12 protein-coding genes and 1 pseudogene are annotated in these 14,143 nt (G+C 55.2%); 7 read left to right on the top strand and 6 right to left on the bottom strand.

Annotated elements, in window-relative coordinates; all coding sequences use genetic code 11:
* From glnD to OGX75_RS21025, 3 genes are all read left to right on the top strand, one after another.
* Positions 1 to 2,673: a bifunctional uridylyltransferase/uridylyl-removing protein GlnD gene (gene glnD, locus OGX75_RS21035; RefSeq protein ID WP_047458818.1), complete on the top strand. Its 2,673-nt coding sequence runs from the start codon at positions 1 to 3 to the stop codon at positions 2,671 to 2,673.
* A gap of 30 nt (positions 2,674 to 2,703) precedes the next feature.
* Positions 2,704 to 3,528 (top strand): 2,3,4,5-tetrahydropyridine-2,6-dicarboxylate N-succinyltransferase, encoded by an 825-nt coding sequence (gene dapD / locus OGX75_RS21030; RefSeq protein WP_012133993.1) that lies wholly within the window; start codon positions 2,704 to 2,706, stop codon positions 3,526 to 3,528.
* 109 nt (positions 3,529 to 3,637) lie between these two features.
* A complete protein-coding gene (locus tag OGX75_RS21025; protein ID WP_024130689.1) occupies positions 3,638 to 4,024 on the top strand; it encodes a DUF3461 family protein in 387 nt (128 codons plus the stop codon).
* A gap of 90 nt (positions 4,025 to 4,114) precedes the next feature.
* Here the strand turns inward: OGX75_RS21025 and cdaR are convergent, their stop codons facing one another.
* The 3 genes from cdaR to dgt form a co-directional block, all read right to left on the bottom strand.
* A complete protein-coding gene (gene cdaR, locus OGX75_RS21020) occupies positions 4,115 to 5,272 on the bottom strand; it encodes a DNA-binding transcriptional regulator CdaR (RefSeq protein ID WP_049011619.1) in 1,158 nt (385 codons plus the stop codon).
* Between the two features lie 158 nt (positions 5,273 to 5,430).
* Positions 5,431 to 6,852, bottom strand: coding sequence for a serine endoprotease DegP (degP, locus tag OGX75_RS21015; protein ID WP_012133996.1), 1,422 nt, complete (start codon positions 6,850 to 6,852; stop codon positions 5,431 to 5,433).
* 132 nt (positions 6,853 to 6,984) lie between these two features.
* Positions 6,985 to 8,499, bottom strand: a complete 1,515-nt coding sequence (dgt, locus tag OGX75_RS21010) for a dGTPase (RefSeq protein ID WP_012133997.1) — start codon at positions 8,497 to 8,499, stop codon at positions 6,985 to 6,987.
* Between the two features lie 83 nt (positions 8,500 to 8,582).
* Here dgt and mtnN point away from each other — a divergent pair, with 83 nt between their 5' ends.
* From mtnN to OGX75_RS20995, 3 genes are read left to right on the top strand one after another with little or no spacing between them, the layout of a single operon-like run.
* The gene (gene mtnN, locus OGX75_RS21005) at positions 8,583 to 9,281 is read left to right on the top strand and encodes a 5'-methylthioadenosine/S-adenosylhomocysteine nucleosidase (RefSeq protein WP_012133998.1); all 699 of its coding nucleotides are present in this window, start codon (positions 8,583 to 8,585) and stop codon (positions 9,279 to 9,281) included.
* Entirely contained in the window at positions 9,274 to 10,074 is an 801-nt protein-coding gene (btuF, locus tag OGX75_RS21000; protein ID WP_199976526.1) for a vitamin B12 ABC transporter substrate-binding protein BtuF, read from the top strand. The genes mtnN and btuF overlap by 8 nt, the downstream gene beginning before the upstream one ends.
* A gap of 36 nt (positions 10,075 to 10,110) precedes the next feature.
* A complete protein-coding gene (locus OGX75_RS20995) occupies positions 10,111 to 10,734 on the top strand; it encodes a TRIC cation channel family protein (RefSeq protein ID WP_012134000.1) in 624 nt (207 codons plus the stop codon).
* A 105-nt stretch (positions 10,735 to 10,839) separates the two neighbouring features.
* Here OGX75_RS20995 and erpA read toward each other — a convergent pair whose 3' ends face one another.
* From erpA to clcA, 3 genes and pseudogenes are all read right to left on the bottom strand, one after another.
* Entirely contained in the window at positions 10,840 to 11,184 is a 345-nt protein-coding gene (gene erpA, locus OGX75_RS20990) for an iron-sulfur cluster insertion protein ErpA (protein WP_012134001.1), read from the bottom strand.
* Positions 11,177 to 11,236, bottom strand: a pseudogene (gene yadW, locus OGX75_RS20985) (small protein YadW). Before yadW ends, erpA begins: the two are co-directional and overlap by 8 nt.
* A 28-nt stretch (positions 11,237 to 11,264) precedes the next feature.
* Positions 11,265 to 12,686 (bottom strand): H(+)/Cl(-) exchange transporter ClcA, encoded by a 1,422-nt coding sequence (clcA, locus tag OGX75_RS20980; RefSeq protein ID WP_286451563.1) that lies wholly within the window; start codon positions 12,684 to 12,686, stop codon positions 11,265 to 11,267.
* A gap of 170 nt (positions 12,687 to 12,856) precedes the next feature.
* Between clcA and hemL the strand changes: the two genes are divergently transcribed.
* A complete protein-coding gene (hemL, locus tag OGX75_RS20975; protein WP_286451562.1) occupies positions 12,857 to 14,137 on the top strand; it encodes a glutamate-1-semialdehyde 2,1-aminomutase in 1,281 nt (426 codons plus the stop codon).
* Positions 14,138 to 14,143: the final 6 nt, after the last annotated feature.

Genomic DNA, 14,143 nt, shown 5'->3' with positions numbered 1-14,143 from the left:
ATGAATACTCTTCCTGAACAGCACGCGAATACGGCTCTCCCCACCCTACCCGGCCAACCGCAAAATCCGGGAGCCTGGTCGCGTGACGAGCTTACCGTCAGCGGAATTAAAGCCCACATTGATATTTTCCAGCAGTGGCTGGGAGACGCTTTTGACAGCGGGATTTCCGCAGAGCAATTGATTGAAGCCCGCACCGAATTTATCGACCAGTTGTTGCAACGACTGTGGATCGATGCCGGATTCGGGCAAATTGCCGATCTGGCCCTGGTGGCCGTCGGCGGCTATGGCCGGGGCGAGCTGCATCCGCTTTCCGACATTGACCTGCTCATCCTGAGCCGTAAAAAGCTGCCCGACGCTCAGGCGCAAAAAGTCGGGGAACTGCTGACCTTGCTGTGGGATGTGAAGCTGGAAGTCGGGCATAGCGTGCGCACACTGGAAGAGTGTTTGCTGGAAGGGCTGTCAGACTTAACCGTCGCCACCAATCTGATTGAAACACGTCTGCTGATCGGCGACGTGGCGCTTTTTCTGGAGCTGCAAAAGCATATTTTCAGTGAAGGCTTCTGGCCGTCGGAGAAATTTTTCGCCGCCAAAGTCGAAGAACAAAACCAGCGCCACCAGCGCTATCACGGCACCAGCTATAACCTTGAACCCGATATTAAAAGCAGCCCTGGCGGCCTGCGTGATATCCACACCCTGCAATGGGTGGCCCGCCGCCACTTCGGCGCAACGTCTCTCAATGAGATGGTCGGCTTCGGCTTCTTAACCCAGGCAGAACGCGCCGAGCTAAACGAGTGCCTGCATATTTTGTGGCGCATTCGCTTCGCGTTGCACCTGGTGGTCAGCCGTTACGACAACCGCCTGCTGTTCGACAGGCAGCTCAGCGTTGCCCAGCGGCTCAACTACACTGGCGAAGGCAACGAGCCGGTTGAGCACATGATGAAAGACTATTTCCGGGTCACGCGTCGGGTCAGCGAACTGAACCAGATGCTATTGCAGCTGTTTGATGAAGCAATCCTCGCCCTGCCCGCCGATGAAAAACCGCGCCCGATTGATGACGAGTTTCAACTGCGCGGCACGCTGATCGACCTGCGCGATGACGATCTGTTTATCCGTTCGCCGGAAGCGATCCTGCGGATGTTTTATACGATGGTGCGCAATAGCACCATCACTGGCATCTATTCCACCACGCTGCGCCATCTGCGCCATGCCCGCCGCCACCTGACCCAGCCGCTGTGCTACATCCCGGAAGCGCGCTCTCTGTTTCTCAGTATGCTGCGTCATCCGGGCGCCGTCAGCCGCGGTTTGCTGCCAATGCATCGCCACAGCGTGCTTTGGGCTTACATGCCGCAATGGTCGCATATCGTCGGCCAAATGCAGTTCGACCTGTTCCATGCCTATACGGTGGATGAGCACACCATTCGCGTAATGCTGAAGCTGGAAAGTTTCGCCAAAGAAGAGACCCGCCAGCGCCATCCACTGTGCGTCGATCTCTGGCCGCGCCTGCGGCAACCGGAACTGATCCTGATCGCGGCGCTGTTCCATGATATCGCCAAAGGGCGCGGCGGCGATCACTCGGTACTCGGCGCGCAGGACGTGCTCAAATTTGCCGAACTGCACGGCCTGAACTCACGCGAAACGCAACTGGTCGCCTGGCTGGTACGCCAGCACCTGCTGATGTCGGTTACCGCCCAGCGGCGCGATATCCAGGACCCTGAGGTCATCAAACAGTTCGCCGAAGAGGTGCAAACGGAACACCGTCTGCGCTTCCTGGTATGCCTGACGGTCGCTGACATTTGCGCCACTAACGAAACGCTGTGGAACAGCTGGAAGCAAAGCCTGTTGCGCGAACTGTACTTTGCCACCGAAAAACAGCTACGTCGCGGCATGCAAAACACGCCGGATATGCGCGAACGCGTGCGCCATCATCAGCTTCAGGCACTGGCGCTGCTGCGAATGGACAATATAAACGAAGAGGCGCTGCATCAAATCTGGACACGCTGCCGCGCTAACTATTTCGTGCGCCATAGTCCGAATCAGCTGGCCTGGCATGCGCGTCATCTGTTACAGCACGATCTGACCCGACCGCTGATTCTGGTCAGCCCACAGGCCACGCGCGGCGGAACGGAGATCTTCATCTGGAGTCCTGATCGCCCTTATCTGTTTGCCGCCGTTTGCGCAGAGCTGGACAGGCGCAATCTGAGCGTTCATGACGCGCAAATCTTCACCACCCGCGACGGCATGGCGATGGATACCTTTATTGTGCTGGAGCCGGACGGCAGTCCTCTCTCCGCCGACCGTCACGAAGCCATCCGTTTTGGACTGGAGCAGGCAATTACCCAGAGCAGCTGGCAGCCTCCGCAGCCGCGTCGCCAGCCAGCCAAATTACGCCACTTTACCGTCGATACCGAGGTCACTTTTCTGCCTACTCACACCGACAGAAAATCGTTCCTTGAACTTATCGCTCTCGATCAGCCGGGCCTGCTGGCGCGGGTCGGGCAAATTTTTGCCGATCTGGGAATTTCGCTTCATGGCGCCCGAATTACAACCATTGGCGAGCGAGTAGAAGATTTATTCATAATCGCGACAGCCGACCGGCGTGCCCTTAATAATGAGCTACAGCAGGAAGTGCATCAACGGTTGACAGCGGCCCTCAATCCAAACGATAAAGGGTAGTGTGTTTATTCATATGGAAAGAGTTTAACAATGCAGCAGTTACAGAACGTTATTGAGTCCGCTTTCGAGCGCCGTGCCGACATCACTCCGGCGAATGTAGATACCGTGACCCGCGAAGCGGTTAACCAGGTCATTTCTCTGCTGGATTCCGGTGCGCTGCGTGTGGCAGAAAAGATTGATGGCCAGTGGGTGACTCACCAGTGGCTGAAGAAAGCGGTTCTGCTCTCTTTCCGTATTAACGATAACCAGGTTATCGACGGTGCGGAAAGCCGCTACTTCGATAAAGTACCGATGAAATTCGCCGACTATGACGAAGCGCGCTTCCAGAAAGAAGGCTTCCGCGTAGTGCCGCCTGCCGCTGTGCGTCAGGGCGCGTTTATCGCACGCAACACCGTGCTGATGCCATCCTACGTAAACATCGGCGCATTCGTTGATGAAGGCACGATGGTAGATACCTGGGCGACCGTAGGTTCCTGCGCGCAGATTGGTAAAAACGTACACCTGTCCGGCGGCGTCGGCATCGGCGGCGTACTGGAACCGCTACAGGCGAACCCGACAATCATCGAAGATAACTGCTTCATCGGCGCGCGTTCTGAAGTGGTTGAAGGGGTGATCGTTGAGGAAGGTTCCGTGATCTCTATGGGCGTGTACATCGGTCAAAGCACCCGTATTTATGATCGCGAAACGGGCGAAATCCATTATGGCCGCGTACCGGCAGGCTCCGTTGTGGTTTCCGGCAACCTGCCGTCGAAAGACGGTAAATACAGCCTGTACTGTGCGGTCATCGTGAAAAAAGTTGACGCGAAGACGCGCGGAAAAGTCGGGATCAACGAGCTGTTACGTACCATCGACTAACAATGATTTGAAAAAGCGGGCTGAGCCCGCTTTTTTTACATCTGTGGCTGGCGGAAAGAGAACTTTTCGTTAATTATTCATAGGTTATGTTGAGATGAAGGGTACCGCTATGTATGACAATCTGAAAAGTCTGGGCATTACCAATCCTGAAGAAATCGATCGTTACAGCCTGCGGCAAGAAGCCAACAACGATATCCTGAAAATCTATTTCCAGAAGGATAGAGGCGAGTTCTTTGCCAAAAGCGTAAAGTTCAAATATCCCCGCCAGCGTAAAACCGTCGTCGCCGATGGTATCGGACAAGGTTACAAAGAGGTGCAGGAGATCAGTCCTAACCTGCGCTATGTGATCGATGAGCTGGATCAGATCTGCCAGCGCGATCGCACGGAAGTCGATCTCAAACGTAAGATCCTGGATGATTTACGTCATCTGGAAAGCGTGGTCGCCAACAAGATCAACGAAATTGAAGCCGATCTGGAAAAACTAACGCGTAAGTAAGCTGTGTGTTGCCGGATGGCGGCGTGTTACGCCTTATCCGGCCTACAGGTAACTCCCGGTAGGCCTGATAAGCGTCGCGCCATCAGGCAATCAATGCTGCTCGTCCAGTTGCAGCGCGACATACAGCAACAGCCGATCGTCAAAATTGCCCAAATCCAGCCCCGTCAACTCAGAGATGCGGTTCAGACGGTATTCCAGCGTATTACGGTGAATAAAGAGCGCCTTCGACGTTGCCAGCGGCTGCACGTTATGGCGAAACCACGCGGCCAGCGTCCGGCGTAACAGCCCGTTATTATCCATCGCCTTCAGCTTTGAGAGCGGGCGTGCCAGCTCATTGGCCTGCCAGCCACCACGCAGGCTGTCCAGCAGCACTGGCAGCATCAAATCCTGGTAAAAGTAGCTGCGTTGCTCCGGCATACGCTGCTTGCCCACCATCATGGTGGTACGCGCAGTGCGCCAGGAGCGGGCGATACTGCCCGGGCCGGTAAAATAGTTCCCCAGTGCGACCCGAAAGCGCAATTGCCCGTTCTCTTTCATCCGGGCAATCAACTGCTCAATACGCTTGCGATGATCGTCCGCATCCCAGCGCCCAAACTGATTCAGCGCCGGTTTCAGCACAACCATTTCCGTCAAAGAAACGATAGCAATCAAATTGTTGCGTTCAGGCGTCGTTAACGCATTTTGCAGCTGCTGCAACTCCTCCATCGCGCTGTCAACGCCAAGCTGCCCGCTGTCCACTTCGACCACGGCAGCCACACGCGGTTGGTTCAGGTCGATACCCAGCCGCTGCGCCCACTCCGTCAACGCTGGCGTATTTTCCTCGGCCTGAATCAGGTTCATCACCAGTTCTTCACGCAGACGGCTGTCCTGGGCCAGCAGATGCATCAGCCGCGACTGCTCCAGCATCATTTCGGCCGTCATACAGACCAGCTCACCGTATTTTCGCAGGTGTTGCGGCTCACCGGTTAAACCAATAACGCCGACGATCTCCCCTTCCAGGCGCAACGGCAGGTTGATCCCCTGGCGCACGCCGTGGAGATGCCGCGCCACCGCATCATCAATATCGACCACGCGCCCCTGCGACAGCACCAACAGCGCGCCTTCGTGCAATTCACCAATGCGCTCCCGATCGCCGCTACCGATAATACGCCCACGGGCATCCATTACGTTGATATTGGTATCGATGATGCGCATTGTGCGCGCCACAATATCCTGTGCCATTTTGGTATCAAGATGCCAGCCAGCCATAATCCCCTCCTGTGAGCAGAGCTCAAGCATAGGGAAGATGCTAACCTGCATCATTGTGCATCTGCACAAACTAAAGCAGAGAAGTATGGAGTTGTGGGGGGCCTCACAGAATGTGAGAAATGCCCTTTTCCCGGACAGGAAAAGGGCAAGAGAGGAAATTACTGCATCAGCAGATAGATGGTGCTATCGCCACGCTGAATATTCAGCGCCAGAACAGAAGGTTTGCTGTCGAGGATTTTACGCAGCTCAGCGATGTTCTTAATCGCCTGCTGGTTGGCTCCCACAATTACATCCCCTTTCTTCAGGCCAATCTGCGCAGCCGGCGTATTCGGCTTCACGTTGCTGACAACAACGCCTTTATCCTGGCCTTTGTTGCTCATTTCCGCGCCTTCAATACCATTGAAGATGGAGCTGGAATCAACCTGATTCTGGCTGCTCTGTTGCAGTTCCAGGTTGACAGTCACCGGCTTGCCATCACGCAGCAGACCAAGGCTGATTTTGCTGCCTACCGGCATCGTACCCACCTGGGCGCGCAGCGCGGCAAAGCTGCTGATCGGCTTACCGTTCAGGGACGTGATCACATCCCCGGCTTTAATACCGGCTTTCGCCGCAGAAGAGTTCGCCATCACCTGGCTGACAAACGCGCCGCGCTGGGCATCAACTTTCATCGCCTTCGCCAGTTCCGAGTTTAGCTCCGTCCCCATGATACCCAACTCACCGCGTTTAACCTGGCCATACTCCACCATCTGGGAGGTCAGGTTTTTCACCATGTTGCTGGGGATAGCAAAACCAATACCGATGTTGCCGCCGTCCGGCGCAAGAATCGCGGTGTTAATCCCGATCAGTTCACCGTTCAGGTTCACCAGCGCGCCACCGGAGTTACCACGGTTGATGGCGGCATCCGTCTGGATAAAGTTTTCGTAGTTTTCCGCGTTCAGACCGCTACGGCCCAGTGCGGAGACGATACCGGAAGTCACCGTTTCGCCCAGACCAAACGGGTTGCCGATAGCGACGGTATAATCCCCCACGCGCAGCGCGTCGGAATCCGCCAGCTTAATGGCCGTCAGATTTTTCGGGTCCTGAATTTGAACCAGCGCGATATCAGAGCGCGGATCTTTACCGACGACCTTGGCGTCAAATTTACGGCCATCGCTCAGTTGAACTTTGATGACCGTCGCGTTATCCACCACATGGTTGTTGGTGACGACATAACCTTTTGCGGCATCAATAATGACGCCGGAGCCCAGCGCCATAAATTTCTGTTGCTGACCGCCGCCCTGACCCCCGCCCTGGCAGAACGGAGAACTCTGGAACGGCGAACCGTCCTGGCAGAATGGCGAATCATCGCCAAAGAACTGCTGGAAATTACGCGGCATGCGCGGCGTGTTGACGGTTGTGCTACCTTCCACGTTGATACTCACCACCGATGGCATCACTTTTTCGAGCATCGGTGCCAGACTTGGCATCTGCTGGGCAGTCGTTGCCGAAGACGCCGTCTCAGCCGCCGTTGCAGACAGGGGGGACAGCGCCAAACCTAAACTCAGAGCCAGTGCACTCATTGCTAATGTGGTTTTTTTCATGTGTTTCAATCTCGATTAACAGATAACGCAAAATTGCTGTGTACGTCAGATTCGTTTTATAGCGCGAAGTTCCAGAATAAAGTTTCTGGAAAAAGTAAAAATTTATTGTTCATCTTTACAAAAGCGTATTTATTATTCAACCGCCATCAGACGCCGGTATTCATCCCAGGCGTACAGATCCGTCATCCCGCTGATATAATCCTGGATCAAACGGCAGCGATAATAATATTCCAGCGTGGGGTACTCCGGCGCCTCCGGCGATAATTTACTGACGGCCTCCACGTAAGCCAGGCGATGGCGCGTAGAGAGCTTCTGGAATAAACGAGATTCTATTGGAAAGCGCTTCACCCGCTCTTTTTCAACCAGTTCCCTGAAATCGACCAGGGACATACGTAATAACGGTTGGTAAATTTCTAATAACCCGCTGATGACGCGGTAGCCCTGTAATTCCAGTTGTTCAACATCCGGGTGGCTAAACACATGTTTTATCGCCACATTTTTATATAACTCAAGCAACTGGCTGAAGCTGCTGGCGTCTTCCAGCAGCGCATGATTGAAACTGCCGTCAAAGATTTGCGGCAAGTTATCAATAAAACGCTGAGCCGCGTAGGGCACCAGTTTATTTAGCGTATTCACGCGTAAATACATAAAGAACTGATCTTCCGTACTGCGACTTAGCGAATTTGAGCGAGACTTTTCCCAGGCATTCTCAACAACCTGAGTAAACAGCGACCCTTTTTCATGGTGGCCCCATGCTTCGTAAAGATGGTGATATAACTGCTCAACGCTGAAGATTCTTTTCTCGACGGCATCTTCCAGATCGGCCACGCAATAAGAGATATCATCGGCGGCCTCCATAATCCATGTTAATGGGAAACGGCTGTAAGGCGCTAACGCAAGTTCTTTACGTAACCTCTCAATATACGGCGCTTCAGAGAGATAATACCCCGGCTTTTTCATTAAATAACGGTGCGTCGCGGGCGTTTCTCCTCGCCACCATGCCGGGCGAGTGTATTTTAAAATGCCGCCCACCTGCGCCCAGGTCAGATTCATGCGCATTAATGTATGCACCAGGCGGATGCCCTGCGCGTTGCCCTCGAAATGACATAAATCCTGGCGCACCTTGCGACGAATATCATTCAAAGACTCCTCGCCTTCACGCAGACGCAGCGCCGCCACCGCGCAGCGATCGTCGCTAAGCGGCTGGCTTTCCGCATCCGCCGGGTGCAGGCGCTGGCGAAACCAGTCATTGATCGCCGCCTCGCCGAAATGACCAAACGGCGGATTGCCAATGTCATGCATCAGGCAGGACATTTCCACAATGCTCTCAAAGGGGCCGGTCAGTTCATCCAGACCGTATTGTTCCAGCAGCTTTAACTCTTTTAACCGGCTCAGGATCTCTTTCGCGATATAACGCCCGACCTGCTGCACCTCCATAGAATGCGTCAACCGCGTCCGAACGGCGGCGTTACGCTCCAGTGGAAAGACCTGCGTTTTTTGCTGAAGCCGACGGATCGCCGGGGAATTGATGATGCGTCCACGATCGCTTTCAAAGATCCGCAGGATCTCATGTTCGGTCTTCACACCCTGCGGTGAACGATAACGACGATGCCAGTTAATTTTATTTCGGAAATCGATCTGTGCCATGTCCTCTCCCGCCTGAGAAATGCGCTTCCCCTTAAGCGCATGATAGACTATGCCCTCAAATCTGGCTTATCGCGAGTAAATCTATGAAAATCGGCATCATTGGTGCAATGGAAGAAGAAGTTACGCTGCTGCGTGACAAAATCGAAAACCGTCAGACGATCACCCTGGGCGGTTGTGAAATTTACACCGGCCAACTGAACGGGACCGAGATTGCGCTGCTGAAATCCGGCATCGGTAAAGTCGCGGCGGCGCTGGGCGCAACGTTGCTGCTGGAACGTTGCAAGCCGGATGTCATTATTAATACCGGTTCCGCTGGCGGTCTGGCCCCGACGCTGACAGTCGGCGATATCGTCGTTTCCGATGAAGCGCGTTATCACGACGCCGACGTTACCGCGTTTGGTTATGAATTTGGTCAGCTTCCTGGCTGCCCGGCAGGTTTTAAAGCCGACGACGCGCTGATCGCGGCGGCGGAATCCTGCATCGCAAAACTCAACCTGAATGCGGTTCGCGGACTGATCGTCAGCGGCGACGCTTTCATTAACGGCTCCGTGGGCCTGGCGAAAATCCGCCACAATTTCCCGCAGGCGATTGCCGTGGAAATGGAAGCGACCGCGATCGCGCATGTCTGCCATAACTTCAACGTGCCTTTCGTGGTGGTTCGCGCCATCTCTGATGTGGCCGATCAGCAATCCCACCTCAGCTTTGACGAATTCCTGGCCGTAGCCGCGAAGCAGTCCAGTCTGATGGTTGAAACGCTGGTGCAGAAACTGGCGCATGGCTAAATTATTCCCCAGGGCGCTGGCCGCCCTGCTTTTAGCCCTTCCGCTGTGGCTTTGTGCCGCACCGCGCGTCGTTTCCCTCTCCCCTTCCAACACCGAACTTGCCTTTGCCGCAGGGATCACGCCCGTTGGCGTCAGCAGTTATTCCGACTATCCCCCGCAAGCGAAAAACATCGAAGAAGTCTCCACCTGGCAAGGGATGAATCTGGAACGTATTGTGGCGCTCAAACCCGATCTGGTCATCGCCTGGCGAGGGGGCAATGCTGAACGGCAGGTTAACCAGCTGGCGTCCCTGGGCATTAAAATCATGTGGGTGGATGCCGTAACCATTGAGCAGGTCGCCGACGCACTGCGCCAGCTTGCCGCATGGAGTCCTGAGCCAGAAAAAGCCAGACGCGCGGCGCAAACGCTGCTGGACGAGTATGCCGCGCTAAAATCGCAGTACGCTGATAAACCGAAAAAACGCGTTTTTCTCCAGTTTGGCGCGAATCCGTTATTCACCAGCGGAAAAGGCTCCATCCAGAACCAGGTTCTGGAGGTCTGCGGCGGAGAAAATATTTTTGCGGGCAGTCGCGTCCCCTGGCCGCAGGTCAGCCGCGAGCAGGTGCTGGCCCGACATCCGCAGGCGATTGTCGTTACCGGCGATGCGGGCGAAATTCCTAAAATCGAACAATACTGGCAAAATCAGCTAAAAATCCCGGTTATACCGCTGAATGGTGACTGGTTTGAACGCGCGAGCCCGCGTATCATCCTCGCCGCAAAACAACTCTGTAATGCGCTTTCACAAGTAGAATAGAACCTGCGCAGTCAGGTTCTCAGTGGGGATTCGATAATGCTCGTCTATTGGCTGGATATTGTAGGCACAGCTGTCTTTGCTATCTCTGGCGTATTGCTGGCCGGAAAGTTGCGTATGGACCCGTTTGGCGTACTGGTATTGGGCGTCGTGACCGCAGTGGGCGGCGGGACAATCCGCGATATGGCGCTGGATAACGGGCCCGTCTTTTGGGTCAAAGATCCGACCGACCTGGTGGTGGCGATGGTCACCAGCATGCTCACCATTTTGCTGGTGCGCCAGCCGAGACGATTGCCTAAATGGATGCTTCCCGTGCTGGATGCCGTCGGCCTCGCGGTGTTCGTCGGTATCGGCGTCAATAAGGCGTTCCTTGCTGAAACAGGCCCGCTGGTCGCCATCTGTATGGGCGTGATTACCGGCGTCGGCGGCGGGATTATCCGCGACGTGCTGGCGCGTGAAGTGCCGATGATCTTACGCACGGAGATTTATGCCACGGCCTGTATTATCGGCGGCATCGTGCATGCGACGGCGTTTTATACCTTTTCCGTGCCGCTGGAAAGCGCCAGTATGATGGGGATGGTTGTGACGTTAATGATTCGTCTGGCCGCAATTCGTTGGCATTTAAAATTACCGACGTTTGCTCTGGATGAGAACGGGCGTTGATTTCACTGCCCGATGGCGCTGACGCTTATCGGGCCTACATTCAGGAACGCAGCAACACGCACCGTAGGCCGGATAAGACGCCCTGCGTCGCCATCCGGCAATACATCAGATACTAAAGGACGAACCACACCCGCAGGTGCTTTTCGCATTCGGGTTGGTGACCACAAAGCGGGAACCTTCCAGACCTTCGGTGTAATCGACAGCGCCGCCTACCAGATATTGCAGGCTCATCGGGTCAACCACCAGGCCAACACCCTGCTTCTCGATGGTCATATCACCTTCGTTCACCTGATCATCAAAGGTAAAACCGTACTGGAAACCGCTGCAACCACCGCCGGTGATATACACGCGCAGTTTCAGATTCGGGTTATCTTCGTCAGCGATCAGGCTTTTTACTTTCTTGGCTGCTGCTTCAGTAAATTGCAGTGGCAGCGCTACGTCATCACTCATTTTTTGCTCCAAACGACATTGGCAATTGGGCAAATTATAACCCAATCGTTATGGCATTATCTAATACCCTGGTATTTCATTCAAGTATTCTCACCAGCGACCGACCGCTGGCTTTTTGCCGCCTGCTCCGCATCCTGTTTCGCCAGCGTGCGCGCAAGGATGGTGGAGTATAGCGGTTTTCCGCCCATAAATTGTGCTAATAGTGTTGCGCCAAGACAGGTAATAATCATTGGCAAAATGAGCTGATAGTTATCGGTCATCTCCAGCACTAACACGATTCCCGTTAAAGGCGCACGCACCGACGCCGCCAGCAACGCGCCCATTCCGGCAATCGCGAATGTTCCGGCCTCCAGATGGTACTGCGGAAAACACGCCGCAGCCGCCATACCAAATGCGGTGCCGAGCAACGTCCCCAGCGCCAGCATTGGCGCAAAAATTCCGCCCGGCGCACCGGATGAGAAACAAAGCAGCGTGGTAAGGATGCGGGCAATAAAAATAAACAGCAGCAGAGCTACGCTGTAATTCCCCGCCGCCGCAATGGGGATCAAATTAAACCCACCGCCCGCCGCTTCCGGCTCAATTAAGCCGAGAATACCGCACAGGCCGCCGATCGCGCCGCCCATCAGAACCCACTTTTTGATTTCGCCGCCGTGAAAACGCTGGAACATATCCTGAGTGCGTAATACCAGGTGATTGAACAGCGGCCCGACGCAGCCAAAAATCATGCCGAGGATTAAATATAACCATAGCGTATTAACTGGTGCGTTTGAGAGCTTCCCGACCTCAATAATCGGCGCTTCACCGTTAAAAATACGAAACACAATGCTCGACATGATCACGCCCGTAAACACGGCTTTGATCGAAATTAAATTGTAACGAAACTGCGGGCGCATCTCTTCGATGATAAATAAGATCCCCGCCAGCGGCGCGTTAAAGGCTGCCGATAACCCTGCGGCCGCGCCGGTTGCCAGTAAGGTGTGACGCGCCTCAGCGCTACGCATACGGAAGAGATCCAGCACCATTCGCCCGATATTGCCCCCGATTTGTACCGTCGGCCCTTCCCGCCCCAGCACCATGCCAGCGCCCAGCGTTCCCATACCGCCCACAAATTTCACCGGCAGCACGCGCCACCAGCGGACAGGACGCAACTCTTCCAGCGCGCCTTCTATTTCCGGGATGCCCGACCCACCGGCTTCCGGCGCAAACTTACGCACCAGAAAATAACCGACCATCGCCAGCAGCGCAGAGAGGATAAAGGCCAGCGGCCAGACCAGAATCGCGTAATCGGCCGTCTGAACGAGCGCGCCGATACGTAAGTTTTGCACCCAGGTCACGGCTTTCTCAAACGCGACGCCAATAAGACCCGTGACGGTGCCGACCACCGCCGCCGTTAATAAGATGGCCAGCGGCGTTTTATCCCGCTGAAGTAGTCTGCGGATCAGATCCCCGCGCCGTAAGCGCACAACTTGCTGTGCTTCGAAAGTGGGAGTGTCTGTGTTCATCAGATGATCATTAATTGGTAATACAAATACAGAAGCGGCATTGTACCCGCCTGTTTCGGGAAAATCCCCTGTAAATCGTCATGTTTCAAATGCGCAAAATGTTCATAACCTTCTGTGAATAACTTAGAATAAAGGGCATTCACTTTTTCTACGAACCAGGAATCCCATCCATGAGCAAGTCTGAAAACCTCTACAGCGCAGCGCGCGAGCTTATCCCCGGCGGCGTCAACTCCCCTGTTCGCGCCTTCACTGGCGTGGGCGGCACCCCGCTGTTTATCGAAAAAGCAGACGGCGCGTATCTGTATGATGTCGATGGCAAAGCGTACATCGATTACGTCGGCTCCTGGGGTCCGATGGTGCTGGGCCATAACCACCCCGCCATCCGTAATGCAGTGATTGAAGCCGCTGCGCGCGGGCTGAGCTTCGGCGCGCCGACCGAGATGGAAGTTAAAATGGCGGAGCTGGTCACCGAACTGGTGCCGACTATGGACATGGTGCGGATGGTGAACTCCGGCACCGAAGCCACAATGAGTGCGATTCGCCTGGCGCGCGGCTTCACCGGTCGCGACAAGATCATCAAATTTGAAGGCTGCTACCACGGCCACGCCGACTGCCTGCTGGTGAAAGCGGGTTCCGGCGCACTGACGCTGGGCCAGCCGAACTCACCGGGCGTTCCGGCTGATTTCGCCAGACATACCCTGACCTGCATCTATAACGATCTGGCTTCTGTACGCGCGGCGTTCGAGCAATATCCGCAAGAGATTGCCTGTATTATCGTCGAGCCGGTGGCGGGCAATATGAACTGCATCCCTCCGCTGCCGGAATTCCTGCCGGGCCTGCGCGCCCTGTGCGACGAATTCGGCGCACTGCTGATCATCGACGAAGTGATGACCGGTTTCCGCGTGGCGCTGGCGGGCGCACAGGATTATTACGGCGTAGTGCCGGATCTGACCTGTCTGGGAAAAATCATCGGCGGCGGTATGCCGGTAGGCGCATTTGGCGGACGCCGCGATGTGATGGACGCACTGGCGCCGACTGGCCCGGTTTACCAGGCGGGAACGCTTTCCGGCAACCCGATTGCCATGGCGGCGGGTTTCGCCTGCCTGACCGAAGTCGCCCAGCCGGGGATTCACGAGACGCTGGACGAACTGACGACCCGCCTGGCAGAAGGCCTGCTGGACGCCGCGCAGGAAGCCAATATTCCACTGGTGGTGAATCACGTCGGCGGTATGTTCGGCATCTTCTTTACCGACGCGGAATCCGTAAACTGCTATCAGGATGTAATGGCATGCGACGTTGAGCGCTTCAAACGTTTCTTCCACATGATGCTGGATGAAGGCGTTTACCTGGCGCCGTCCGCCTTCGAGGCAGGCTTTATGTCCGTGGCGCACAGCATGGACGATATCAACAAAACCATTGATGCCGCGCGTCGGGTATTTGCGAAGCTGTAAATCGTC

Origin of the sequence: Citrobacter sp. CK199 (assembly GCF_030333285.1) — a bacterium.
In the GTDB taxonomy this organism is placed as follows: Bacteria; Pseudomonadota; Gammaproteobacteria; order Enterobacterales; family Enterobacteriaceae; genus Citrobacter_B; species Citrobacter_B koseri.
This window is presented reverse-complemented; position numbering and strand designations above follow the sequence as displayed.

Excerpts from the sequence above, each read along its gene's own strand:
- dgt (WP_012133997.1), bottom strand. The coding sequence starts at position 8,499 with ATGGCACAGATCGATTTCCGAAATAAAATTAACTGGCATCGTCGTTAT.
- erpA (WP_012134001.1), bottom strand. The coding sequence starts at position 11,184 with ATGAGTGATGACGTAGCGCTGCCACTGCAATTTACTGAAGCAGCAGCC.
- degP (WP_012133996.1), bottom strand. The coding sequence starts at position 6,852 with ATGAAAAAAACCACATTAGCAATGAGTGCACTGGCTCTGAGTTTAGGT.
- OGX75_RS20995 (WP_012134000.1), top strand. The coding sequence starts at position 10,111 with ATGCTCGTCTATTGGCTGGATATTGTAGGCACAGCTGTCTTTGCTATC.
- OGX75_RS21025 (WP_024130689.1), top strand. The coding sequence starts at position 3,638 with ATGTATGACAATCTGAAAAGTCTGGGCATTACCAATCCTGAAGAAATC.
- dapD (WP_012133993.1), top strand. The coding sequence starts at position 2,704 with ATGCAGCAGTTACAGAACGTTATTGAGTCCGCTTTCGAGCGCCGTGCC.
- hemL (WP_286451562.1), top strand. The coding sequence starts at position 12,857 with ATGAGCAAGTCTGAAAACCTCTACAGCGCAGCGCGCGAGCTTATCCCC.
- btuF (WP_199976526.1), top strand. The coding sequence starts at position 9,274 with ATGGCTAAATTATTCCCCAGGGCGCTGGCCGCCCTGCTTTTAGCCCTT.
- cdaR (WP_049011619.1), bottom strand. The coding sequence starts at position 5,272 with ATGGCTGGCTGGCATCTTGATACCAAAATGGCACAGGATATTGTGGCG.
- mtnN (WP_012133998.1), top strand. The coding sequence starts at position 8,583 with ATGAAAATCGGCATCATTGGTGCAATGGAAGAAGAAGTTACGCTGCTG.
- clcA (WP_286451563.1), bottom strand. The coding sequence starts at position 12,686 with ATGAACACAGACACTCCCACTTTCGAAGCACAGCAAGTTGTGCGCTTA.
- glnD (WP_047458818.1), top strand. The coding sequence starts at position 1 with ATGAATACTCTTCCTGAACAGCACGCGAATACGGCTCTCCCCACCCTA.